Below are 22,437 nucleotides of genomic sequence, written 5' to 3' on the forward strand. Positions count from 1 at the left end.
TCGGAGCGCGTGGCCGGTTACGCCCGGCGCACTGAGTTGACCGGGAGGGCGGGCGATGTAAGGATTCCGTGTGGTCGGGTTAACGAATGCCGACTTCACGGTGAACTGTTCGTTCGCGCCGCCGTTCGCTCGGCTCTCCCTCCTTCTCCCTCTCCCCGAAAGCGAACGGTGGAAACCGCAGCACTGATCGTCGTCCTGATCATCGGACTCGCGCTCTTCTTCGACTTCACCAACGGCTTCCACGACACCGCGAACGCGATGGCCACGCCCATCGCGACGGGTGCCCTGAAGCCGAAGGTCGCCGTACTGCTGGCGGCGGGACTCAACCTCGTCGGAGCGTTCCTGTCGACCGAGGTGTCCAAGACGATCTCGCACGGCATCGTGCGAGAGGACCAGATCTCACCCGGAGCCTTCCTCCCGCTGATCTTCGCCGGGCTCATCGGTGCCATCACCTGGAACATGCTGACCTGGTTGCTGGGGCTTCCCTCGAGCTCGTCGCACGCGCTGTTCGGCGGGCTCATCGGCGCGACCCTCGTGGGCATCGGCGCCTATGCGATCGACTTCGGCGTCGTGCTCAGCAAGGTCATCCTCCCGGCGCTGATCGCCCCGGTGACCGCGGGGGTGATCGCCTTCGCCGCGACCAAGCTCGCCTACGCCATGACCCGGCGCTACGACGGCAAGCCGGACGGCCGCGACGGCTTCCGCTGGGGGCAGATCTTCTCCTCCTCCCTCGTCGCCCTCGCCCACGGCACGAACGACGCACAGAAGACGATGGGTGTCATCACCCTCGCGCTGATCATGGCCGGCTGGCAGGACTCGGCCCACGCCGATCCCCAGCTCTGGGTCATCTTCGCCTGCGCCTTCACGATCGCCCTCGGCACGTACATGGGCGGCTGGCGCATCATCCGCACGCTCGGCAAGGGCCTCACCGACGTGAAACCGGCCCAGGGATTCTCGGCGGAGAGCTCCACCGCCGCCACGATCCTCGCCTCCAGCGCCCTCGGCTTCGCTCTGTCGACCACGCAGGTGGCATCCGGCTCGGTCATCGGGTCCGGGCTCGGTCGCCGCGGCGCGAAGGTGCGCTGGCGGACGGTCGGTCGGATCACGATCGGATGGCTGCTCACGCTGCCCGCCGCGGGCATCGTCGGTGCGGCGGCGGCCCTCATCGTGGCCTGGCTCGGCCCGTGGGGCATCGCGATCGACGCGGTCCTGGCCGTGATCATCGTGCTTCTGCTCTTCCTGCGTTCGCGCCGCGACGAGGTCACCGCCGCCAACGCCATGAGCGAGGTCGCCGACTCCGGTCGCGCCGTCAAGGTCAAGCGCAACCCGCCGCCCACGCGTCGCCAGCGTCGCCTGGAGCGCGAGCGGGCCCGTCAGGAGAAGGGACAGCGCTGATGGACATCCAGATCGATTGGCTCGCGTTCGTTCAGGTCTTCTTCGCCGCCCTCATCGCCGCCGTCGCCGTGGTGGGAAGCTACGCGCTCGGACTCCGGATGCTGGTGCGCGCCGGACGGGCGCCGGTGGTGGCGCCGGCGGAGTTCACCGACGCGATCACCGTCATGACCGACAAGCAGCGTGCCAAGGCGGAGAAGGCCGCGGCGAAGGCTGCCAAGCGCTCGCCGCTGACCGACGCGCAGAAGCGGGTGGCTTTCATCGTCGCGTGCGCGGCCTTCGGTTTCTGCGCGCTCGCGGTGCTGTCGGGACTCCTGCTCATCGTCATCGGCCACTGATCACCGCGTCGGCGGCGGGCCGTAGGGTGGCGGTATGAGTGCCGCATCCGCCGCCGTGCAGTTCGGGCAGCATCCGCCTGCGCTGCGCACGATCGTCCACCTGAGCGACACGCACTTCCTCGCCGGCAACGCGGCGCTGGGCGGGCGCTACGACACACTGGCGAATCTGCGGCGCACCGTCGCCGCGATCGATCGCACCCGCATCCGCCCCGACGCGGTGGTGTGCACGGGTGACCTCACCGACCTGGGCGAGCCCGAGGCCTACCGGGCGCTGCGCGAGGTGCTCGAGCCTGCGGCCGAGCGGTGGGGTGCGCCGCTGGTCTGGGTCGCGGGCAACCACGACGAACGTGCGCCGCTGCGCGCCGAGCTCCTGGGCGCTGCGGCGAGCGACGAGCCCGTCACCGCCGTTCACGACCTCGACGGCCTGCGTCTGATCGTGCTCGATTCCACGGTGCCGGGCTGGCACCACGGCGAGATCGACGACGCGCAGCTGGCCTGGCTCGCCGATGTGCTGGCCACGCCCGCGCCGCTGGGGACGCTCCTGGCACTGCATCACCCGCCGTTGCCCAGCCACATCCCGTTCTTCGACATCCTCGAGCTGCGTGGGCAGCACCGACTGGCCGACGTCGTCCGCGACAGCGATGTGCGCGGCATCCTCGCCGGGCACCTCCACCACTCGACCTCGGGCACCTTCGCCGGTGTGCCCGTGAGTGTCGCCGCTGCGACGTGCTACACGATGGATCTCGCGCGCCCCGCGGACGAGGTCAACGGGATGGATGCGGGGCAGTCGTTCCACCTCGTGCACATCTACGACGACACCGTCACGCATGCTGTCGTGCCCGTCGTCGATGCCGAGACGGCGGACTTCTTCACGCCGGAATGGGTCGCGGAGATGGCAGCTCTCACGCCTGCGGAGCGGCTCGACGCCTTCTCGCGCAAGCGTCCCCGCTGACGCTCGCCGCCCGGGAGAGTAGCGGGTTCGGGGTGTACGCCGTGTCCGGTGTCACGCGCGAGCGCGGCGATTAGGCTCGGTCAGGCAACCGGCCGACGACCCACAAGGACAACGCATGCCAGAGCACGCAACGACGCGTACCCGCACCGAGACCGACTCCCTCGGGAGCCTCGAGATCCCCGTGGATGCCTACTGGGGCATCCACACGGCCCGGGCCCTCGAGAACTTCGACATCTCCAAGCGCCCGATCTCCGTCTACCCCGACCTCGTGGTGGCGCTCGCGATGGTCAAGCAGGCCTCCGCGCGGGCGAACCGGGAGATCGGCGTGCTCGATGCGGAGCGCGCGTCGCTCATCGACCGCGCCGCGCAGGAGGTCATCTCGGGGCGGCACCACGACCAGTTCGTGGTCGGCGTCATCCAGGGCGGGGCCGGAACCTCGACCAACATGAACGCCAACGAGGTCATCACCAACGTGGCGCTCGAGCTCGCCGGTCGCGAGAAGGGCGACTACGCGTTCCTCTCGCCGATCGATCACACCAACCGCAGCCAGTCGACGAACGACGTGTACCCGACCGCGATCAAGGTCGGCCTCTCGCTCACCCTGCAGAGCCTCCTGGTCGAGCTCGACCTGCTGCGCCAGGCGTTTCTCGACAAGGCACGAGAGTTCCACGACGTGCTCAAGGTCGGCAGGACGCAGCTGCAGGATGCGGTGCCGATGACGCTCGGGCAGGAGTTCCACGGCTTCGCCACGACGCTGGGGGAGGACCTGCATCGGCTGCGGGAGAACGCCTGGCTGCTGCACGAGGTCAACATGGGTGCGACGGCCATCGGCACGGGGATCACGACGCATCCGGACTACGCGCCCGCCGTGCTCCGTCATCTGCGCGAGATCACCGGGCTCGACCTCGCGACGGCCGACGACCTGGTCGAGTCCACGAGCGACACGGGCTCGTTCATGTCGTTCTCGTCCTCGCTCAAGCGCAACGCGATCAAGCTCTCGAAGATCTGCAACGATCTGCGGCTGCTCTCCAGCGGTCCGCAGGCGGGTCTCGGCGAGATCAACCTGCCCGCGCGTCAGGCGGGCTCCAGCATCATGCCCGGCAAGGTCAATCCCGTCATCCCCGAGGTCGTCAACCAGGTGGCGTTCGCCGTCGTCGGCGCGGACATGACGGTCACGATGGCGGTCGAGGGCGGCCAGCTGCAGCTGAACGCCTTCGAACCCGTGATCGCGCACTCGATCTTCCAGTCGATCACCTGGATGCGGCAGGCCATGTGGACGCTGCGGGTGAACTGCGTCGAGGGCATCACCGCCAATCACGACCGCCTGGGCGCGATGGTCGGCTCCTCGGTGGGGGCGATCACCGCGCTCACGCCCTTCATCGGTTACGCGGCTGCGGCGGCGCTCGCGAAGACGGCGCTGCTCACCGGCCGCAACGTCGCCGATCTCGTGGTCGAGGCCGGACTCATGCCGCGCGACGAGGTGCTCAAGCAGCTCTCGCCCGCGCGACTGTCGGGGCTTGAGGCCATCACGGCCGCCATCCCGATCATCGATACGAGCCTCACTCCGACGCAGGACTGAGTGTCGTCCGTGCGACCACGCGGCGCAGCCGATAACGTCGGAGCGCGCACCGTGCCCGCGCCGAATCAGGAGGAATCATGACCGACCCGACCGGATCGCCCGAGAACACCCCGCCGGTCCCGCCGGCATACCCCGCCGCCCCTCCGGCGTATCCGACGGCGCCCCCGGCCTACGAGACGGCGTCGCCGGCTGCCGGCCAGGTTCCCGGTCCGCCGACTCCGGGCGCACCGGTGCCGGGCAGGACGCTCGGCATCGTGGCGCTCATCCTGGCGTTCTTCGCGCAGCTGATCGGTCTGATCCTCGGCATCGTCGCGCTGGTGCAGAGCCGTAAGGCCGGCGTGCGCAACCTCCCCGCCGTGTGGGCCATCATCCTGAGCGCGGTGTTCATGGTGATCGGGATCATCGTGGGGATCATCTTCATCGTGAGCTTCGCAGGTGCCCTGCAGCAGGCGATCGAGTACTGCTCGTCGAACCCGGATGGCGTCTACCAGATCAGCGGGGTGACGCAGTACTGCGACGACATGCGATGACGCGCGGACGGATCGATGGCCCCCACCCGCCGGTGGGGGCCATCGTCGTTCAGTCCAGGATGCGGCAGTGCGTCGTGAGCGCGCCGATGCCGTCGATACCGACCGTCACCGTCGAGCGGTCGCGCAGGAAGATCTGCGGATCGCGGGAGTAGCCGGCGCCGCCCGGACTGCCTGTCGAGATGAGTGTGCCCGGCAGCAGCGTCACGGACTGGGAGAGGTGCGACACCAGAGTCGACACGGGCCGGATCATCTGCCCGGTCGACGCATCCTGCACGGTGTGGCCGTCGACGATCGTCCAGATGTGGAGGTCCTGAGGGTCGGGCACCTCGTCGGCCGTGACCACGAACGGACCGGTGGGGGTGAAACCGTCGAACGACTTGCAGCGCGACCACTGCGCCTCGGAGAACTGGATGTCGCGCGCCGTGACGTCGTTGACGACCGTGTAGCCCCACACGTGCTCCAGTGCGGTCTCCGGCGGGACGTTCTTCGCGGGTCGGCCGATGATCACACCCAGCTCCGCCTCATAGTCGACGGACTCGCTGAGGCTGCGCGGCCAGCTCGTGGTCTGCTCGTGTCCCGCGAGCGAGTTCGGCCACAGCACGAAGACCGTCGGGGTCTGGTCGGTCTTCAGGCCCAGCTCGCCGGAGTGTGCGGCGTAGTTGAGTCCGACCGCGAGGATGACGGGCGGGGCCAGGACCGCCGACGCGAACTCCGCTCCCGCGAACCCGAAGCGCTCCACCGCGGGGGATGCCGCGGCATCCCGCACACGGGTCAGCAGGTCGTCGCCGCCGAGGATGAGCTGCTCGAGCGTTCTCGGGGCGTCGGGGAAGAAGGCGTCGACGAAGGCGGCGGAGTCCTCGTCGACGACGACGAGTCTCGGCTCCGGATTCGCAGCGGTGCGGAGGTGGGCGAAGCGCATGCCCTCCACGCTACCGGCGGCGACCCTAGGCTGAGGGAATGACGACCCCCGACGGCCGCCCGACTCTCACCCCGCCGGCCTTCGATTCCGCGCTGGCGCAGCCGGTGCACGCCGCTCCGGCGCCGATCGCGGCACCCGCGACGTCACAGCCGCCGGTCGGCGCAGCGGTCCGCCGTGCGTGGGGGCTCTACATCTGGGTCGGTGCGCTGCTCGTCGTCCTGCTGGTGGTGCTGGTCGGCTACTTCCTGGAGGCGATCGGTCCGGTCGCCTCGCTTCTGGGGGCGATCCTCGCGCTGCTGCCGCTCGCGGGTGTGCTGTGGGCCCTGCGCATCGTGGATCGCTGGGAGCCGGAGCCGAAGGGGCTCGTCATCCTCGCGCTCGGCTGGGGTGCCATCGCCGCCGTGGCGCTGGCCCTCGGTGTGGATCTCGTGCTGCTGCTGACGCTCGGCCGCGGCGATTCGCAACTCGCGCTCCTGCTGCAGTCGGTCGTGCAGGCGCCGATCGTCGAAGAGATCGGCAAGGGCCTCGGTGTGCTCCTGATCTTCGCGGCGGCGCGAAGGTTCTTCGACGGACCGGTGGACGGAATCGTGTACGGCGGGCTGATCGGTGCGGGATTCGCCTTCACCGAGAACATCCAGTACTTCGCGAGCGCCTTCATCGAGGGCGGGTTCACGCAGGCCTCCGCCACGTTCTTCGTGCGGGGCATCCTCTCGCCCTTCGCCCACGTCATGTTCACCGCGGTCACCGGTTTCGCGCTGGGCCTCGCCGCTCGCCGTGGCGTCCGACTCGGCGGCGCGCTCGGGCCCTGGCTCCTGGGGCTCGTCGGCGCCATCGCCCTGCACGCGCTGTGGAACGGCTCCGCCCTCCTGGGTGATTTCTTCGCCCTGTACGCCGTGCTCCAGGTTCCCCTCTTCGTGATCTTCGTCGTCGCCATCGTGCTCCTACGGCGTGAGGAGGCGCGCCTGACGCGGGCACGACTGGGGGAGTACGCGGCCGTCGGCTGGTTCACTCCGCAGGAGGTCGACATGCTCGCGACCGCCGCCGGGCGCCGTACCGCTCTCGCCTGGGCGCGGACGCTCACCGGCAACCGCGTGCCGATCATGCGCACCTTCATCGCGGATGCGACCGCATTGGCGGCGGCACGACAGCGCGCGATCAGCGGACGAGACCCGCGCGCGAGCGCGGAAGAGAGCGCGCTGCTGCAGCGGACGGTCGCCGCCCGTGCCGCCCTGTTCGCGCTCTGACCCGGGGCGTCATCTGAGCGAAACACCGCGTCGCTATCGTGAACCGAACAGTTCACTCGACGTCAGGAGCGTCCATGGCCGACTCGGCCCTTCGCGATCTCGCCGCCCTCCCCAAGGGGCATCTCCACGTCCATCTCGAGGCGGCCATGAGGCCCGCGACGCTCGCCGAGCTCGCCGAGGAGATGTCGGTCGAGATCCCGCCGGTGTCCGGCTTCTCCGGCTTCACGGCGTTCGCCGACATGTACCAGGGGCTGCTCGCGGTCCTTGCGCGCCCGGAGAATCTCGTGCGGTTGATCGACGAGGCCGTGGCGGATGCGGCATCCGACGGCGCGGTCTACGTCGAGTTCGGCGTGAGTCCCCAGTTCTATCTCGAGACCTTCGGGACTGTGGGAGCGGCGCTGGACGCGCATCTCGACGCCGTTCGCATCGCGGGCGAGCGCCACGGCGTCGAGGTGGGGCTCATGGTCACGGTCGATCGCACCGAGCCCCTCGACGAGGCGATCGCGCTCGCGAACGCGGCAGCGGCACGCGCCGATCGTGGTGTCGTGTCCCTCGGGCTCGCGAACGAGGAGCGGGGCTATTCCGCCGCCGACTTCGCCCCCGCGTTCGACATCGCCCGTGCCGCAGGTCTCCAGTCCGCCCCCCACGCGGGCGAGCTGGTGGGTCCGGAGTCGGTCTGGCAGGCCATCGACGACCTGGGCGCCTCGCGGGTGCTGCACGGAGTGCGGGCGATCGAGGATCCGGCGCTCGTGGCCGAGCTGGCACGGCGCGGGATCTGCCTCGACACCTGCCCCACCTCCAATCTGCTGCTGGATGTCGTCGATGACCTCGCCCGCCATCCGCTGCCGCAGCTGCTGGATGCCGGAGTGCGGTGCTCCATCAACGCGGATGATCCGATCCTGTTCGGTCCCGGGATCCTCGATGAGTACGTCGTCGCACGCGAGCAGATCGGCCTGACGGACCGGCAGCTCGCCGCGTGCGCGTGGAGTTCGATCGAGACCACGCTGGCGGGCGACGCTCTCAAGGCGCGCGCGAAGGCCGACATCGAAGCATGGCTGGGGGAGGCGCTGTGACCGATCTCCACTTCGGCGTCTTCGAGGTCTACGCCCCGCAGGTCGGCGGTACCTACAGCTGGGCGCACCCGCTGTGCGACGCCGCGGACTACCTCGACCCCGACCGCTGGGTGCGCATGGCGAAGATCATGGACCGCACCGGGTACGACTTCCTCTTCTTCGCCGACGGCTTCGGCTATCCGATGCAGAACGGCGACATCAGTGCGGCCTGTCTGTCCGCGGCCATCAACTTCTCAGGTCTCGATCCGTCGACCATCATCCCGATCCTCGCCCGAGAGACGGAGAAGCTGGGATTCGTCGTGACGGCCACGACGGGAATGGACCATCCCCTGCCGTTGGCGCGCCGTTTCAGCACCCTCGATCATCTCACGCGGGGGCGCATCGGCTGGAACGTGGTCACGGGTGCCTCGCAGAACGCCGTCGCCGAGCTCTTCGGACACCCGGAGATGGTGGCGCACGACACGCGATACGAGATGGCGGAGGAGTACGTGTCCCTCGCCCGCAGCTACTGGGAGCAGTCCTGGGACGACGATGCGCTCGTGGCGGATGCGGCCTCCGGCGTCTACATCGACCCGTCCCGCATCCATCGCACCCAGTTCGAGGGCGCCCACTACCGTTCGCGCGGCTACTTCGGTGCCCCGCCGTCGCCGCAGCGCACCCCCGTGATCTTCCAGGCCGGGACCTCTCCGAAGGGTCGCGCGCTCGCGGCCTCGCACGCCGAGGGCGTGTTCGTGCAGGCCACGACGCCCGAGCACACGGCGGCGGCCGTCGCCGACATCCGCCGCCGCGCCGCCGAGGCGGGACGCGATCCCGACGACATCCGCATCATGGCCGGGCTCACCGCGATCGTGGACGAGACGCAGGCCGGTGCCGAGCAGCTCTGGCGCGAGTTCCACGGCATGCAGTCGGACGAGGTCGTGGCGGCGCTGTACGCCGGCAACACCGGCATCGATCTGCTCACGCTCGATCCTGACAAGACCCTCGCGGAGGTCGTGGCCGCCGGTGGCATCGTCGGTCAGATGGGCACGAGCAACATCGAGCGCTTCCTCGGTCGCGACGGTTCGCCGGCGCCGACCGTTCGACAGATCCTCGACGACCTCCGCGGCAAGGGCACACGTGGGTTCCGGATCGTGGGGGATGCCGATCACGTCACCGACCGCGTCGCGGAGCTCGCCGATCAGACGGGGCTCGACGGGTTCCTCTTCGAGCCGGTCTTCGGAACGCGCGACGTCGAGGCGTTCGGGGAACTGGTGCTTCCACGCCTTCGCGAGAGAGGCCGACTGGCCGCGCCTGCCGGCCCGACGCTGCGCGAGCGGATGCGGGAGCGCCCGGGAGCCCGTTTGGGGTGAGTGGGAAAGACTCAGCGCCCGGTGCCGCGGCGATGCCTGCGTGACTCCCGAGCGCTGAGTTGTTCTGATGTCAGGATCCACCCCTCGCCGGGTGCTGTCAAGAGGCTCGGCCGCGCCTCGCGGGCGGCGTCGACGTGCTTGGATGGAGACATGACTGACAACCGCACGAAGCCCGAGTTCGACGCTCCCGCAGGACCCGCTCCGACCGAGCTCGTCATCCGCGACATCATCGTCGGAGACGGCGAAGAGGCGAAGCCGGGCGACAACGTCACGGTGCACTACGCCGGCGTCGAGTACGAGTCCGGCGAAGAGTTCGACTCCTCCTGGGGGCGTGGCGAGAGCATCCAGTTCCCGTTGCGCGGCCTCATCCAGGGCTGGCAGGACGGCATCCCGGGCATGAAGGTCGGCGGTCGCCGCGAGCTCGTGATCCCGCCGCACCTGGCGTACGGCCCCGCCGGCGGGCACTTCCTCGGGGGCAAGACGCTCATCTTCATCATCGACCTGCTGAAGGTCGGCTGACACGACCTCTGGAAGGGCCCCGGGAACCCGGGGCCCTTCCTCGTTGGGCCACCGGAAGTTCTTAAGACTCTCGTCAGAATTTTGCATTCAAGGGAATACGTTCCCGGGGGATGCGGTTGACTGGACTCGACGCCGCGAAACGCGCGGCCCTGGTTTTGGAGCGAACATGACCGACACGAACGTAATCGAGATCCCCGGATACAAGGCCGGCACCTGGACGCTGGATGCCTCGCACAGCGAGGTCACCTTCGCGGTGCGCCACATGATGATCTCGAAGGTGCGCGGCACCTTCGGTGTGAAGAGCGCCACGATCATCGCTCCGGAGAACCCGCTCGAGGCGAAGGTCGAGGCCACGGTGGACGTCGCCTCCATCGACACCAAGGACGAGGGCCGCGACGGCCACCTGCGTTCGGCCGACTTCTTCGACGTCGAGAACTACCCCACGATGACCTTCGTCTCGACGGGCGTGCGGTACGAGAAGGGCGACTTCCTGGTGGACGGCGACCTGACCATCAAGGACGTCACCAAGCCCGTCACGTTCGAGCTCGAGTTCGGCGGCTTCGGCACCGACCCGTGGGGCAACTACAAGGCCGGCGCCACGGCCAAGACCGTCATCAACCGCGAGGAGTTCGGCCTCACCTGGAACGCCGCGCTCGAGACCGGCGGCGTGCTCGTCGGCAAGGACGTCACGATCGAGCTCGACCTGCAGGGCACGGTCGCGGCCTGATCGCACACGAAGGGGACGGATGCAGCCGCATCCGTCCCCTTCGTCATGTCCGGGCTCGGCGCCGCAGTCGGTCCTGCGCGAGGAGGATGCCCAGGAAGACGACGAGGGCGCCGGCGGGCTCGTTCCACGACACCGTCTCGCCGAGCACGATGGCGCCGAGGACGACGCCCACGACGGGCGTGATGTAGGTGACGGTCGAGGCGCGTGTCGGGCCCCAGGCGCGGAGGACGTTCTGGTTCCAGATGTAGGCGACACCGGTGCCGAGGCAGCCGAGGAGCACGAGGCAGATGACGATCGCCGCATCCAGTCGTACCGGCGTCAGCGCGATCAGCGGCGTCAGAGCGAGCATGATCACGGCCGCGATCCCGATGTTCAGGAACGAGAAGACCAGGGGGCTCATGCCGCTGTCGGACGTGAAGCGCCGCATGTAGGCGAGGCTGAAGCCGTAGCAGGCCGTGGCGCCGAGGATGGCGAACTGGGCGACGAGGCTCTGATCCGGGGCGAGGCCCTGCCAGGGCGCGATGATGACCATCACACCGAGGATGCCGATGAGGATGCCCGCGATCTGGACGATGCGCAGCTTCTCGACGCGGAACACGGCCCACGCCATCACCGCGGTCATGATCGGGGTCGTGGCGTTGTAGATGCTCGCCAGCCCCGAGGTGACGTGCTGCTGCGCCCAGGAGAACAGCAGGAACGGAACGACGCAGAACGAGAGCGCCAGCACGAACATGTGCGCCCACACCACGAGCCGTCTCGGAAGACTCTCCCGGCGGATGGCCACGAAGATCCCCAGCGTCACCGCCCCGAGCACGAGCCGCGACCACGCGACCTGGGCGGGGGAGAGCCCGCCGAGCGCGACCTTCATGAACAGGAAACTGGAGCCCCAGATGATGCCGGTGAGCACGAACTGCACGGCGATGACCGCCTGGCGGGGCGGGGCGGCGGAGCGCGCGACGGGGAGCACGCACCGACTCTAGTGAGGGCCGCGGACCTTCCGGACTCCTGGCGGATGCGATGTCCGAAAGGCGCCGCACAACGGCAGCGTGCCGCCGCTCAGGGCACCGGGTGGAGGGCGTCGTACGCGCGGAAGCCGGGGCTGAGACGCACCAGCACCCCGACCAGCGCGATGATGACGATGCCGCCCAGCAGAGGCGGGAACCACAGCGTCGTGAGGGTCGCGAGGCTACCGGCGTAGAGCGCTCCGACGCGGGGGCCGCCCGCCACGACCACCACGAAGATCCCCTGCAGGCGCCCGCGCATCGCGTCGGGCACAGCGGACTGCATCATGGTCGACCGGAAGATCGCGCTGATGTTGTCGGCCGCGCCGGAGACGGCGAGCACCACGCAGGCGGCGGCGATCAGGACGACGTTGACGTCCCCGCCCGCGAACCACCCGAGGCTCGCAGCGACCAGCACGAGTCCGAATGCGGCGATCGCGCCCCCGTAGACCTGGATGGAGCGCTCGATGCCCACTCCATGGCGGCGCACGCGGCCGATCGGGCCCGAGAACAGACTCGACAGGAACGCGCCCGCCGCGACCGCCGCGGTGAGGATGCCGGTCGTGACCGGTCCGCCTCCGAGCAGCACGGCGCCGATGCCGGGGAAGAGGGCGAGAGGCTGCCCGAACGTCATCGCGATGATGTCCAGGAGGTACTGCATCCGGATGTTGCGTGCGCGGCGCAGGAATGCCCAGCCGTCGCGGAGCGAGTCGAGACCGGGCCTGACGATCGCGCCTTCCGGGCGGAGCCGCGGCAGGGTCCACAGGCCCAGGAACAGCGAGGTCATGAGCACGACGTCGATCGAGTAGGTCCATGCGTAGCCGGCGGTGGCGACCAGCACGCCCGCGAGAGCAGGGCCGGCCATCACCATGATGCCGACGGTGACGCCGTTGAGGGCGGCCGCCGCAGGCAGCAGCTCGCGCGGTAGCAGCCGCGGCGTGATCGCGGACTTGGTCGCCATCACGACCGAGTTCGCGGCGGAGTTGACGATGCTCAGCGCGTAGAGCCACCAGACGGTCTCGTCGCCGGACCAGGCCAGAGCCGCGAGCAGCGCCGTGGACGCGAAGGTGATGCAGGCCGCGACCAGGGCGACCATGCGCCGATCGAACGCGTCGGCGAGCATCCCTCCGTACAGCCCGGCGAGGACCATCGGAACCAGACCCGCCACCGCGACCATCGCCACGGCGAAGTCGGAGCCGGTGAGGGCGTAGACGTGCAGCATGACCGCGACGATCGTCAGTTGCCCGCCGAGGCCGGCGAGCGTGGAGCCGATCCACATCCGCGCGTACGGCGCGCTGATGGTGAGGGGGCGCACGTCGATCAGGTGACGCGCGATCCGCATCCGGCTCACTCCGCGACCTCGATGCGCTTGATGCGGGCGGCGTGACCGGTGCGGATCGTGATGTCCGCGCGGCGGACGCCGAGGTGCGCGGCCAGCGCTGCGATGACCCCCGCGTTGGCTGCGCCGTCGACCGCGCGCTCGCGCACGTGCACGGTCAGCGCGCCGTCCGCATCCGACTCGACGAGGGGGCCGCGACGGCTGCCGGGCTTGACGCGGACGGTGAACTGCACGCGTGCGAGCGTATCGCGGCGGGAGCGGTTGGGGTCGGTGTCGAACGCTGGTAGACTTTCGAGGTTGCCGTTCGATCGGCCGCGGATAAAGAGAGCCCCCGGATCAGCCGGAGGGCGCCGCGCAACGAGGAGAAAGGGGATCCCATCTATGGCACTCGAGAACGACGTCAAGAAGGCGATCATCGAAGAGTACGCGACGCACCCCGGTGACACCGGATCCCCCGAGGTGCAGGTCGCGATGCTGACGCAGCGCATCAAGGACCTCACCGAGCACCTCAAGGAGCACAAGCACGACCACCACTCGCGTCGTGGTCTGTTCCTCATGGTCGGTCAGCGCCGTCGCCTGCTGGGCTACCTGCAGGACATCGACATCAACCGCTACCGTTCGCTCATCGAGCGTCTCGGTCTGCGCCGCTGATCGCAGCGCGATCGCGTATATCGCTTTCTTCGAAGGCCGCCCCACGGTGTGGGGCGGCCTTCGCTTTTGTGCGCCCGCCGCATCCTCAACCACCTCCCTTCCCAAAGACCGCGAGTCTCGCGGCTGGGAGGGGCGGGTCAGGCGCGAGCGGCCAGGAGGTCCGCGTGGTGGATCGCCGCCACATCCGGGTGTGCGCGCAGCCGCGACTTCAGTGCGTTCTCGCCGTAGCGGGCGTAGATGGGGTTCGTGGGATCCTCGGTCACGCCCCGCGAACGTGCCGCGAGCTCGGGCGGGAGCTGGATGAGGGGCAGCTGCGCATCGAGCGCCGGGTTGAAGAAGAACGGCACCGAGATGCGGTCCTCGGGGTAGCGGGGCGAGACGACGCGGTGGTTGGTGGCGATGAGATACCCCTGGGTCGCGTACTCGAGGAGCTCGCCGATGTTGACGACGAACGCACCGTCGACCGGGGGTGCGTCGACCCATCCGCCGTCGCGCTCGACCTGCAGCCCGCCCTTGCCCGGCTCGACCCAGAGCAGGGTCAGGACGCCGGAGTCCTTGTGGGCGCCGACGCCCTGCTGCGGCTCGGGCTCGCGGCTGCCGGGGTAGCGGACGATCTTGATGAGCGTGCCGGGGTCCGCGAAGTACGGGTCGAAGAAGTCCTCCGCGGCGCCCAGCGCCAGCGCCCACTGGCGCAGCAGCGTGATCGCGACTTCGCTCAGCCGGTCGTGCCACTCCTGCACGACCTCGCGCAGCTCCGGAAGAGCCTCGGGCCAGAGGTTGGGGCCGGTGAGGCGTTCGAAGTCGGGAGCGGCGGGATCGGTCACGGCCTCGCGCTCGGGTCCGATGTCGATCTGCTCGCGCCAGTCGACCTGGCCCTGGGTGCGCTCGCCGCCGATGCGCGTGTATCCACGGAAGTGCGGGCTGTTGACGTTCTCGATCGCCAGCTTGTCGGCCTCTGGCAGCGCGAAGAAGGCGCGCGCGACCTTCTCGAGGCGCAGCGCCAGGTCGTCGACGCCGGTGCCGGTGAGGTAGAAGAATCCCACCTCGTGGGTCGCGCGGCGCAGGTCGTCGCGGAAGGCGGCGGCCGCATCCGGGCCGCCGGACAGGCGGGAGAAGTCGAGGACGGGAAGGGATGGCGTGCTCATGCACCGAAGGTACGTCCCGGCGTCGCGCCGCGGAGAAATGTTGCTGAGCGTTACCGCACGGCGTGGAATTTGCCTCCGGTCGTAACAGGAGTAATCTCGCTCCGGGCTTAGGTAAGCCTTACCAGAAAGAAGGATGCCGCGGTGCTGTCGAGTCTGCTGATCGGTCTGCGCGAGGGCCTCGAGGCCGCCATCGTCGTCGGCATCCTCGCCGCCTATCTCTCCCGGCTCGGTCGGCGCGACGTCCTCCCACGGCTGTGGATCGGCGTCGGACTCGCCGTCCTGCTCTCGCTCGTCGTCGGCGCCATCCTCACGTTCGGCGCCTACGCGCTGACCTTCGAGGCGCAGGAGATCCTCGGCGGAGGTCTCTCACTGGTCGCCGTGGCGATGGTCACCTGGATGATCTTCTGGATGCAGCGGGCCGGCCGGGGTCTCAAGCGGGCCCTCGAAGGCGACGTCGACCGGGCGCTCGCGGCGGGGGCGCTCTGGGGGATCGTCGTCATCGGCTTCATCTCCGTCGCCCGCGAGGGGCTGGAGACCACTCTGCTGCTGTGGTCGATGGTGCAGTCCTTCGGCGACGCGCCCGCCGCCCTCGGAGGCGCGGTCCTCGGCCTCGCCCTGGCCGTCGTTCTCGGTGCGCTCATCTCGCGCGGCATGATCCGTCTCGACCTGCGGGTGTTCTTCACCTGGACCGGCGCCCTGCTCATCATCGTCGCCGCCGGCGTCCTCGCCTACGGCGTGCACGACCTGCAGGAGGCGGGCGTGCTTCCGGGGCCGTTCTCCGATGCCGCGACGATCGATGCGGTGACCGGCGTCGTCGGCGTGGGCCTCGCCGGCTTCCCCTTCGGGTGGGCCTTCGATCTGTCGGCGATCATCGCCCCCGGCGGCCCCGTCGCGGTGCTGCTGCAGGCCACCGTCGGGTTCATGCCGCAGATGACGTGGCTGCAGGTCATCGCGTGGGGTGTCTACATCGTCGTGGTCGGCATCCTCTTCTTCCGCGGTGCGCGTCCGCACCCGCGGTCCCACCGAGCGCAAGAAGCCGTCGCTCCCGCACATCAAGGAACCCCATGACAGCTCCTCGTCTGATCGGCGGCGCCGCAGCGCTCGTCATCACCTCGCTCGCACTCGCCGGATGCGTGGCCAAGGCCGACGTGGCCGCATCCGACGCCCTCGCCGTCACGGCGAGCGACGCCGCGTGCGATCTGCCCACGGCGACCGCCACCAGCGGCACCCTGGCCTTCGACGTCACCAACACGGGTTCGCAGGTCAGCGAGTTCTATCTGCTCGCCGAAGACGGCCTGCGTATCGTCGGCGAGGTCGAGAACATCGCCCCCGGCGCCTCGCGGACCCTCACGGTCGTCGCGCAGCCCGGCAACTACTTCACGCTGTGCAAGCCCGGCATGGTCGGTGACGGCGTCGGGCGAGCGGGCTTCACCGTCACCGGTGACGCCGTGGCCGTCTCCGGCGACGACGCCGAGCAGAAGCAGCAGGCGGTCTCCCTGTACGCCGCCTTCGTGAAGGACCAGGTCGAGCAGCTCGTCCCCGCCGTCGCGGCCTTCACCGCCGCCTACACCGCCGGTGACGACGAGACCGCCCGCACGTCCTTCCCGCAGGTGCGCTCGTTCTACGAGCGCATCGAGCCGGTCGCCGAGTCCCTGGGCGATCTCGACCCCAAGATCGACTACCGCGAGGTGGATGCGGTCGCCGAGGGCCTGGACTGGACCGGATTCCACCGCATCGAGAAGGACCTCTGGGTCCCCGCGCAGGACGCGCTCAACGCCGACGGCGCCACGCCCGCCTGGCAGGACTGGACGCCCTCCACGCCCGAGCAGCGCACGGAGCACGCCGACCAGCTCGTGGCGGATGTGGCCGAGCTCAACGACTACGTCCACTCCGACGATTTCGTCAGCGCACTCGACGCGCAGGGCATCGCGGGCATCTCGAACGGCGCCATCGCGCTGCTCGACGAGGTCGCCAACGGCAAGATCTCCGGCGAGGAGGACTGGTGGAGCGGCACCGACCTCTACGACTTCGCCGCCAACGTCGAGGGCTCCAAGATGGCCTACTCGCTCGTGCGCGACTTCGCCGAGAGCAAGGGGGCGGACGGGCAGAAGCTCGTGACGGCCATCGACAAGGGTTACGCCGATCTCGAGGCGCAGCTGGCGACCTACGGCAGCGCGGACACCTCCTTCGCCGCCTACTCGACGCTGACCGAGGCCGACAAGCGCACCCTCACCGATCTGATCAACGCGCTCGCCGAGCCGCTGTCGCGTCTGACGGTGACCGTCCTCTCGTGAACGAACCGCAGTCCGACGCCCCACAGATCGAGCCCGCCGACCCGCCGTCCGGGCTCAGCCGACGCGGCCTGCTCGGTCTGCTGGGCGCCGGCGCCGCCGGCCTCGCCATCGGCGGGGCCGGCGGGGCTGCGGTCGCCACGGCGGTCGCCGGCCCCGCATCCGCCGCCGACGCGGACGGCGTCCACGCGTTCTTCGGCGAGCACCAGGCGGGGATCACGACCCAGGTGCAGGATCACCTGCACTTCGCCGCCTTCGACCTCGACGACGATCTGACGCGCGACGACCTGGTCTCCCTGCTGCAGGACTGGTCGTACGCGGCATCGCGCATGACGCAGGGGCTCGACGTCAGCGCCTCCGGCGCGGTGGGCGGTTCGCCCCAGGCCCCGCCGGACGACACGGGCGAGGCGCTCGGGCTTCCCGCGAGCTCGCTGACCATCACCTTCGGATTCGGGCCGGGGCTGTTCGAGCGCAACGGCGTCGACCGCTTCGGGATCGCCGATCGTCGCCCCGACCTGCTGGCGCCGCTGCCGCGCTTCGTCGGCGATGATCTGGACCCGCTGAACTCCGACGGCGACCTGTGCATCCAAGCCTGCGCCGACGACCCGCAGGTCGCCGTCCACGCCATCCGCAACCTCAGTCGCATCGCGTTCGGCCGCGCCCGCATCCGCTGGGCGCAGCTCGGCTTCGGCCGCACGTCGAAGACGACGGCCGCGCAGTCCACACCCCGCAACCTGTTCGGCTTCAAGGACGGCACGGCCAACATCCTCGCCACCGACACCGCGGCGCTCGACGAGCACGTGTGGGTCGGGGATGAAGGGCCCGCCTGGCTCGCCGGCGGCAGCTACCTCGTCGCCCGCCGCATCCGTCAGACGATCGAGACCTGGGATCGTCTGCGGCTCATGGAGCAGGAACGCACGATCGGGCGCGACAAGCGCGAGGGGGCGCCGCTGTCGGGCGGAGAAGAGTTCACCGCACCGGACTTCTCCGCGAAGGATGCGTCCGGCGCCGCCCGCATCGACCGCGCCTCCCATGTCAGCCTCGCCCACCCCGACAACAACGGCGGGATCCGCATCCTGCGTCGCGGCTACAACTTCGTGGACGGCAACGACGGGCGGGGCGCGCTGGAGGCGGGGCTGTTCTTCTTGTCCTACCAGCGCTCGCCCGAGCAGTTCATCACGCTGCAGAAGGCGCTCGCGCGCGACCTTCTGACCGAGTACCTGCGCCACGTCGGCTCGGGGATCTGGGCCGTGCCGAGCGGTGTCCGAGAGGGCTCGTTCGTCGGAGCCGACCTCTTCGCCTGAGCGCGCTTCAGCGGCGCTCGGGGGCGCGGCGCGAACCGGTCGGGTCGCTGCGGTGACCTTCGCGACGTGCCAGGGTGCGGTCGGCGAACAGCCATGACCAGCGCGGCTCGACGAGGGGGCGGAACACCCGGCGCACCGGCGCCGTCGCGAGTGCCAACGCGATGAGCACGGATGCGGCGCAGACCACCGGCAGCCAGAACCAGGTCGGGTCGAGCCCGCGCAGGACGCCCGACTCCCGGAACGGGTAGAGCACGAAGGAGTGCAGCAGGTACACGTACATCGTGTACTGCCCGAACGAGGTCCACCAGGCCGCCCGTCGCGGCACGAGCGCGAGGAAGGCGGCGGTCAGCAACAGTGCGATCGCCATGAGCGCGAGTCGGATGCCGCCGGCCCACCACTGCTCGCCGCCGAGGTCCGAGTAGGCATCCTCGTAGAAGAGCCACGTGCGCAGATCGATCGCCCGCCAGACGTCGATGAAGATCCACGCGAACGCGCCGGCGATCACCAGCACCGCCGCAGCCGCGACGCGGCTCCACCACGGCCGGGCCAGAAGTGAGAAGCGCTCGACGACGTCGTGCTCGCGCAGCCACCACCCGAGGGTGAAGAAGAACAGGAGTCCCATCGTGCGCGACAGCGACAGTGTGGAGTCGATGTTCGGCAGGTAGCCGACGCCGATCGAGACGACGAGCGTCCACAGCAGCGGCCAGCGCAGGAGGGCGAGGTAGGGCAGGACGACGCGGAAGATCCCGAGTGCGAGCAGGAACCACAGCGTCCAGGAGGGCTGCGTCGGGTTCGGGTTCGCGGCGCCCTCGACGAGGAACTTGGTGATCGTCCACAGCGTCTCGAAGATGAGGTACGGCAGCAGGATGTCGGTGACGACGCGGGCCATCTGACGCTTGCCGGGAACGCCCGCCTTCGAGAAGTAGCCCGAGATGACGGCGAAGGCGGGCATGTGGAAGGCGTAGACGAGGAGGTAGAGCGCGAGGGCCGCATCCGAGTCGTAGATGAGTCGCTGCGTGGCGTGCCCGAGCACGACCAGGACGATCGACGCGAAGCGCGCGTTGTCCCAGAACGGCACCCGGCGCTTCGGGCGCGCCGCGGGCGCGGGGGTCGGCGGAAGGCTCATCGCGTGCGACCCTACCGGTGCGCGTGGTGCGCGTGTCGCCTGTTCGCGGAGGCAGTAGGGTGTGGCCACCGGTGAGGGGGTGTCGATGGTCGTGCGCGAGGATGCTGCCTGGCAGGACCGATCTCTCGGCGATGTGGACTGGCATCTGTTCCCGCCGGACGCCGTGCGTGACGTCGTCGCCGCGCCGTCGGGGTCGTTGGCCCGCGTCTCGCTCGGCCCCGCGGGCGGCCCGAGGGTTGTGCTCGTTCCCGGGGTGACCGGGTCGAAGGAGGACTTCGTGCTGGTCATGCCGCTGCTCGCCGCGGCCGGCTACCGCGTCGAGTCCTACGACCTGGCGGGGCAGTACGAATCGGCGGCGGCGGGACCGGAGAACCTGGTGCCGCCCCGACGGCACTACGACTACCCGCTGTTCGTGGATGACATGATCGCGGTGCTCGAGACCGGATCCGCCCCCGTGCACGTGCTGGGGTACAGCTTCGCGGGCCTCGTCGCCCAGCTTGCGCTCGTCGCACGCCCCGACCTCTTCGCGACCCTCGCGCTCGTGACCTGCCCGCCGGCCACGGGGCAGGTCTTCCGCGGCGTGAAGCACATCGGACGGCTCTCGGACGCGGCTGGGCCGCGCGCGGGTGCCGGGCTGATGCTGTGGGGGATCCGCAACAACCTCAACCGCGTGCCGCCGGGACGACTGCGCTTCGTGCGCGAGCGGTTCGCGCTGACCCGTCGCTCGAGCGTGACCGACATCGTGGGCCTCATGATGACGATGCCGGATGTCACGGCCGCCGTCGCGGGTCTCGACCTGCCCAAGCTGGTCGCCACCGGCACGCACGATCTGTGGCCCGAGTCGGAGTACCGCGCGTACGCGTCGCGGATCGGGGCGCAGGCCGTGGTCTACGACACCGGCCATTCGCCGAGCGAGACGGTGCCCCACCAACTGAGCAGGGATCTGCGTCATCTGTACGAATCGGCATCCGATCGCCGGGAATAACCTCGACCCCGACGCGTTATAGGGGATATATTCAATCGCATAGAAACGGATGCGGGCACGCACCCGGGAAGCGGAAGAGGAATCGTGAGCGAGAACACCACCTGGCCGGGAATGCAGTTCGGCATCTTCACGGTCTCGGACATCACCCAGGACCCGGTGTCGGGTCACACCCCGAGCGAAGCGGAGCGCATCCGCAACACCATCACGATCGCCAAGCACGCCGAGGAGGTGGGGCTGGACGTCTTCGCCCTCGGCGAGCACCACAACCCGCCTTTCTGGTCGTCGTCGCCCACCACGACGCTCGCCGCGATCGCCGCGCAGACCGAGCGACTGCTCGTGTCGACCGCCACGACGCTCATCACCACGAACGACCCGGTGAAGATCGCCGAGGACTTCGCGATGCTGCAGCACGTCTCGAACGGCCGCACCGACATCATGCTCGGCCGTGGCAACACGGGCCCCGTCTACCCCTGGTTCGGCAAGGACATCCGCCAGGGTCTGCCGATCGCGCTGGAGAACTACGCGCTGCTGCACAAGCTGTGGCGCGAGGACGTCGTGGACTGGGAAGGCAAGTTCCGCACCCCGCTGCAGGGCTTCACCGCCACGCCGCGCCCCCTCGACGGCGTACCCCCCTTCGTCTGGCACGGCTCGATCCGCACGCCGGAGGTCGCGGAGCAGGCCGCCTACTACGGTGACGGCTTCTTCGCGAACAACATCTTCTGGCCGGCCGAGCACTACCAGCGCCTGATCGCGCTGTACCGCCAGCGTTACGCGCACTACGGACACGGCACGCCCGAGCAGGCGATCGTGGGCCTCGGCGGACAGGTGTTCATGCGCGCGAACTCGCAGGACGCCGTCAACGAGTTCCGTCCCTACTTCGACAACGCCCCGGTCTACGGACACGGCCCGTCGATGGAGGACTTCACGCAGATGACGCCGCTCACCGTCGGCTCGCCCCAGCAGGTCATCGACCGCTACGCCGGCATGCGCGAGCTGTTCGGCGACTACCAGCGCCAGCTGTTCCTCATGGACCACGCAGGGCTCCCCCTGAAGATCGTGCTCGAGCAGCTCGACATCCTGGGTGGCGAGGTCGTGCCGGTGCTGCGCAAGGAGCTCGCGAAGAACCGTCCCGCCGAGGTGCCGGACGCGCCCACCCACGAGAACCTCGTGCGCAAGATGTACGGTGACGCCGAGCCCCGTCAGGCGACCCCGCGCGCCAACCGCGGTGACAACCTGACCTCGGGTTCGCCCTACCAGGACACCCCGCAGCCCGTCGGCGCCGCCTTCGGCGCTGCTGCCACTCGGAGCGCCTGATGAGCACCCGTCGAATCGCCGTGGTCTCTGCGGGTCTGTCGAACCCGTCGTCGACCCGGATGCTGGCCGACCGCCTGCTCGCCGCCACGGCGCGCGAGCTCGCAGAGCGCGACATCGAGATCACCGCCGACGTGTTCGAGCTGCGCGACTACGCGCACGACATCACGAACAACCTGCTGACCGGGTTCGCGCCCACGGCTCTGGAGACGATGATCAACACGGTCGTGTCGGCCGATGCGCTCATCGTCGTCACGCCGATCTTCTCCACGAGCTACTCGGGTCTCTTCAAGTCGTTCATCGACGTGCTCGACCCCGACGCGCTGCGCGGCAAGCCGGTGCTCATCGGCGCGAACGCGGGGACCGCCCGCCACTCGCTGGCGATCGACTACGCGATCCGCCCGCTGTTCGCCTACCTCCACGCGGATGCGGTCTCCACCGGTGTGTTCGCGGCCTCCGCCGACTGGGGTGGCAGCGGAGACCAGGTCGCGACGCTCTCGAGCCGGGTGGACAAGGGGGCGCGCGAGCTGGCCGAGGCCATCGCCCGCCGCAGCCCCGTCGTCGACGCCGACCCGTTCGACCCGGCGAACTACCTCGGGGAGGGCCGTTCGTTCGGCCACCTGCTCGGAGGTCTCTCGGGGGAGTGACATCTCCTCATCGAG

General features: G+C 69.5%; 23 protein-coding genes. 17 read left to right on the top strand and 6 right to left on the bottom strand.

What is annotated here, in order from left to right:
• Window positions 1–168 precede the first annotated feature (168 nt).
• The 5 genes from EHF32_RS01775 (at window position 169) to EHF32_RS01795 (ending at window position 4,791) form a co-directional block, all read left to right on the top strand.
• Window positions 169–1,395 (top strand): inorganic phosphate transporter, encoded by a 1,227-nt coding sequence (locus EHF32_RS01775; protein WP_137416529.1) that lies wholly within the window; start codon window positions 169–171, stop codon window positions 1,393–1,395.
• Entirely contained in the window at window positions 1,395–1,730 is a 336-nt protein-coding gene (locus tag EHF32_RS01780) for a peptidase (RefSeq protein WP_137416530.1), read from the top strand. The genes EHF32_RS01775 and EHF32_RS01780 overlap by 1 nt, the downstream gene beginning before the upstream one ends.
• 34 nt (window positions 1,731–1,764) lie before the next feature.
• A complete protein-coding gene (locus EHF32_RS01785) occupies window positions 1,765–2,682 on the top strand; it encodes a phosphodiesterase (RefSeq protein ID WP_137416531.1) in 918 nt (305 codons plus the stop codon).
• A 115-nt stretch (window positions 2,683–2,797) separates the two neighbouring features.
• Window positions 2,798–4,261, top strand: coding sequence for an aspartate ammonia-lyase (locus tag EHF32_RS01790; RefSeq protein WP_137416532.1), 1,464 nt, complete (start codon window positions 2,798–2,800; stop codon window positions 4,259–4,261).
• A gap of 77 nt (window positions 4,262–4,338) precedes the next feature.
• The gene (locus EHF32_RS01795; protein ID WP_137416533.1) at window positions 4,339–4,791 is read left to right on the top strand and encodes a DUF4190 domain-containing protein; all 453 of its coding nucleotides are present in this window, start codon (window positions 4,339–4,341) and stop codon (window positions 4,789–4,791) included.
• Between the two features lie 49 nt (window positions 4,792–4,840).
• Here EHF32_RS01795 and EHF32_RS01800 read toward each other — a convergent pair whose 3' ends face one another.
• Window positions 4,841–5,710 carry a fumarylacetoacetate hydrolase family protein gene (locus EHF32_RS01800; RefSeq protein ID WP_137416534.1) on the bottom strand — a complete coding sequence of 290 codons (870 nt, stop codon included), beginning with the start codon at window positions 5,708–5,710 and terminating at the stop codon, window positions 4,841–4,843.
• Between the two features lie 38 nt (window positions 5,711–5,748).
• Between EHF32_RS01800 and EHF32_RS01805 the strand changes: the two genes are divergently transcribed.
• The 5 genes from EHF32_RS01805 to EHF32_RS01825 all read left to right on the top strand — a co-directional run bounded on the left by EHF32_RS01805 (window position 5,749) and on the right by EHF32_RS01825 (window position 10,622).
• A complete protein-coding gene (locus EHF32_RS01805; RefSeq protein WP_137416535.1) occupies window positions 5,749–6,954 on the top strand; it encodes a PrsW family intramembrane metalloprotease in 1,206 nt (401 codons plus the stop codon).
• A 74-nt stretch (window positions 6,955–7,028) separates the two neighbouring features.
• Window positions 7,029–8,027: an adenosine deaminase gene (add, locus tag EHF32_RS01810; RefSeq protein WP_137416536.1), complete on the top strand. Its 999-nt coding sequence runs from the start codon at window positions 7,029–7,031 to the stop codon at window positions 8,025–8,027.
• A complete protein-coding gene (locus EHF32_RS01815; RefSeq protein WP_161594048.1) occupies window positions 8,024–9,376 on the top strand; it encodes an NtaA/DmoA family FMN-dependent monooxygenase in 1,353 nt (450 codons plus the stop codon). The genes add and EHF32_RS01815 overlap by 4 nt, the downstream gene beginning before the upstream one ends.
• A 150-nt stretch (window positions 9,377–9,526) precedes the next feature.
• The gene (locus EHF32_RS01820; protein WP_137416538.1) at window positions 9,527–9,895 is read left to right on the top strand and encodes an FKBP-type peptidyl-prolyl cis-trans isomerase; all 369 of its coding nucleotides are present in this window, start codon (window positions 9,527–9,529) and stop codon (window positions 9,893–9,895) included.
• Between the two features lie 166 nt (window positions 9,896–10,061).
• Window positions 10,062–10,622, top strand: coding sequence for a YceI family protein (locus tag EHF32_RS01825; protein ID WP_137416539.1), 561 nt, complete (start codon window positions 10,062–10,064; stop codon window positions 10,620–10,622).
• A 43-nt stretch (window positions 10,623–10,665) separates the two neighbouring features.
• Here EHF32_RS01825 and EHF32_RS01830 read toward each other — a convergent pair whose 3' ends face one another.
• The 3 genes from EHF32_RS01830 to EHF32_RS15960 form a co-directional block, all read right to left on the bottom strand.
• Window positions 10,666–11,589 carry a DMT family transporter gene (locus tag EHF32_RS01830; RefSeq protein ID WP_272949057.1) on the bottom strand — a complete coding sequence of 308 codons (924 nt, stop codon included), beginning with the start codon at window positions 11,587–11,589 and terminating at the stop codon, window positions 10,666–10,668.
• An 89-nt stretch (window positions 11,590–11,678) separates the two neighbouring features.
• On the bottom strand, window positions 11,679–12,965 hold the full coding sequence (locus EHF32_RS01835; protein WP_137416540.1) for an MFS transporter: 1,287 nt from the start codon (window positions 12,963–12,965) through the stop codon (window positions 11,679–11,681).
• A gap of 5 nt (window positions 12,966–12,970) precedes the next feature.
• On the bottom strand, window positions 12,971–13,195 hold the full coding sequence (locus tag EHF32_RS15960; protein WP_137416541.1) for a DUF167 domain-containing protein: 225 nt from the start codon (window positions 13,193–13,195) through the stop codon (window positions 12,971–12,973).
• 148 nt (window positions 13,196–13,343) lie between these two features.
• Between EHF32_RS15960 and rpsO the strand changes: the two genes are divergently transcribed.
• Window positions 13,344–13,613 (top strand): 30S ribosomal protein S15, encoded by a 270-nt coding sequence (rpsO, locus tag EHF32_RS01845; RefSeq protein WP_137416542.1) that lies wholly within the window; start codon window positions 13,344–13,346, stop codon window positions 13,611–13,613.
• 137 nt (window positions 13,614–13,750) lie between these two features.
• Here the strand turns inward: rpsO and EHF32_RS01850 are convergent, their stop codons facing one another.
• Window positions 13,751–14,758, bottom strand: a complete 1,008-nt coding sequence (locus tag EHF32_RS01850; RefSeq protein WP_137416543.1) for an isopenicillin N synthase family dioxygenase — start codon at window positions 14,756–14,758, stop codon at window positions 13,751–13,753.
• Window positions 14,759–14,899: 141 nt separating this feature from the next.
• Between EHF32_RS01850 and efeU the strand changes: the two genes are divergently transcribed.
• The 3 genes from efeU to efeB are packed head-to-tail and all read left to right on the top strand — an operon-like array spanning window position 14,900 to window position 18,353.
• Window positions 14,900–15,826 (top strand): iron uptake transporter permease EfeU, encoded by a 927-nt coding sequence (gene efeU / locus EHF32_RS01855; protein ID WP_137416544.1) that lies wholly within the window; start codon window positions 14,900–14,902, stop codon window positions 15,824–15,826.
• On the top strand, window positions 15,823–17,052 hold the full coding sequence (gene efeO / locus EHF32_RS01860; RefSeq protein WP_137416545.1) for an iron uptake system protein EfeO: 1,230 nt from the start codon (window positions 15,823–15,825) through the stop codon (window positions 17,050–17,052). Before efeU ends, efeO begins: the two co-directional genes overlap by 4 nt.
• On the top strand, window positions 17,049–18,353 hold the full coding sequence (gene efeB / locus EHF32_RS01865) for an iron uptake transporter deferrochelatase/peroxidase subunit (RefSeq protein WP_137416546.1): 1,305 nt from the start codon (window positions 17,049–17,051) through the stop codon (window positions 18,351–18,353). The genes efeO and efeB overlap by 4 nt, the downstream gene beginning before the upstream one ends.
• Before the next feature lie 7 nt (window positions 18,354–18,360).
• On the opposite strand, the gene EHF32_RS01870 is transcribed toward efeB, so the two are convergent.
• Complete coding sequence (locus EHF32_RS01870) at window positions 18,361–19,479, bottom strand: acyltransferase family protein (RefSeq protein ID WP_137416547.1); 1,119 nt, start codon at window positions 19,477–19,479, stop codon at window positions 18,361–18,363.
• Between the two features lie 85 nt (window positions 19,480–19,564).
• Between EHF32_RS01870 and EHF32_RS01875 the strand changes: the two genes are divergently transcribed.
• The 3 genes from EHF32_RS01875 (at window position 19,565) to EHF32_RS01885 (ending at window position 22,422) form a co-directional block, all read left to right on the top strand.
• Entirely contained in the window at window positions 19,565–20,464 is a 900-nt protein-coding gene (locus EHF32_RS01875) for an alpha/beta fold hydrolase (protein WP_137419076.1), read from the top strand.
• 111 nt (window positions 20,465–20,575) lie between these two features.
• On the top strand, window positions 20,576–21,778 hold the full coding sequence (locus EHF32_RS01880) for an LLM class flavin-dependent oxidoreductase (protein ID WP_137419077.1): 1,203 nt from the start codon (window positions 20,576–20,578) through the stop codon (window positions 21,776–21,778).
• Window positions 21,778–22,422 carry an FMN reductase gene (locus EHF32_RS01885; protein ID WP_137416548.1) on the top strand — a complete coding sequence of 215 codons (645 nt, stop codon included), beginning with the start codon at window positions 21,778–21,780 and terminating at the stop codon, window positions 22,420–22,422. The genes EHF32_RS01880 and EHF32_RS01885 overlap by 1 nt, the downstream gene beginning before the upstream one ends.
• Window positions 22,423–22,437: the final 15 nt, after the last annotated feature.

Origin of the sequence: Microbacterium sp. RG1 (assembly GCF_005347485.1) — a bacterium.
Lineage (GTDB): Bacteria > Actinomycetota > Actinomycetes > Actinomycetales > Microbacteriaceae > Microbacterium > Microbacterium binotii_A.

What these genes read in the sequence shown, in the direction of transcription:
- EHF32_RS01780 (WP_137416530.1), top strand. Translation starts at nt 1,395, where the DNA reads ATGGACATCCAGATCGATTGGCTCGCGTTCGTTCAGGTCTTCTTCGCC.
- efeO (WP_137416545.1), top strand. Translation starts at nt 15,823, where the DNA reads ATGACAGCTCCTCGTCTGATCGGCGGCGCCGCAGCGCTCGTCATCACC.
- EHF32_RS01795 (WP_137416533.1), top strand. Translation starts at nt 4,339, where the DNA reads ATGACCGACCCGACCGGATCGCCCGAGAACACCCCGCCGGTCCCGCCG.
- EHF32_RS01800 (WP_137416534.1), bottom strand. Translation starts at nt 5,710, where the DNA reads ATGCGCTTCGCCCACCTCCGCACCGCTGCGAATCCGGAGCCGAGACTC.
- add (WP_137416536.1), top strand. Translation starts at nt 7,029, where the DNA reads ATGGCCGACTCGGCCCTTCGCGATCTCGCCGCCCTCCCCAAGGGGCAT.
- EHF32_RS01870 (WP_137416547.1), bottom strand. Translation starts at nt 19,479, where the DNA reads ATGAGCCTTCCGCCGACCCCCGCGCCCGCGGCGCGCCCGAAGCGCCGG.
- EHF32_RS01825 (WP_137416539.1), top strand. Translation starts at nt 10,062, where the DNA reads ATGACCGACACGAACGTAATCGAGATCCCCGGATACAAGGCCGGCACC.
- EHF32_RS01880 (WP_137419077.1), top strand. Translation starts at nt 20,576, where the DNA reads ATGCAGTTCGGCATCTTCACGGTCTCGGACATCACCCAGGACCCGGTG.
- EHF32_RS01785 (WP_137416531.1), top strand. Translation starts at nt 1,765, where the DNA reads ATGAGTGCCGCATCCGCCGCCGTGCAGTTCGGGCAGCATCCGCCTGCG.
- EHF32_RS01805 (WP_137416535.1), top strand. Translation starts at nt 5,749, where the DNA reads ATGACGACCCCCGACGGCCGCCCGACTCTCACCCCGCCGGCCTTCGAT.
- rpsO (WP_137416542.1), top strand. Translation starts at nt 13,344, where the DNA reads ATGGCACTCGAGAACGACGTCAAGAAGGCGATCATCGAAGAGTACGCG.
- EHF32_RS01850 (WP_137416543.1), bottom strand. Translation starts at nt 14,758, where the DNA reads ATGAGCACGCCATCCCTTCCCGTCCTCGACTTCTCCCGCCTGTCCGGC.
- EHF32_RS01875 (WP_137419076.1), top strand. Translation starts at nt 19,565, where the DNA reads ATGGTCGTGCGCGAGGATGCTGCCTGGCAGGACCGATCTCTCGGCGAT.
- EHF32_RS01790 (WP_137416532.1), top strand. Translation starts at nt 2,798, where the DNA reads ATGCCAGAGCACGCAACGACGCGTACCCGCACCGAGACCGACTCCCTC.
- EHF32_RS01835 (WP_137416540.1), bottom strand. Translation starts at nt 12,965, where the DNA reads ATGCGGATCGCGCGTCACCTGATCGACGTGCGCCCCCTCACCATCAGC.
- EHF32_RS01885 (WP_137416548.1), top strand. Translation starts at nt 21,778, where the DNA reads ATGAGCACCCGTCGAATCGCCGTGGTCTCTGCGGGTCTGTCGAACCCG.
- EHF32_RS01820 (WP_137416538.1), top strand. Translation starts at nt 9,527, where the DNA reads ATGACTGACAACCGCACGAAGCCCGAGTTCGACGCTCCCGCAGGACCC.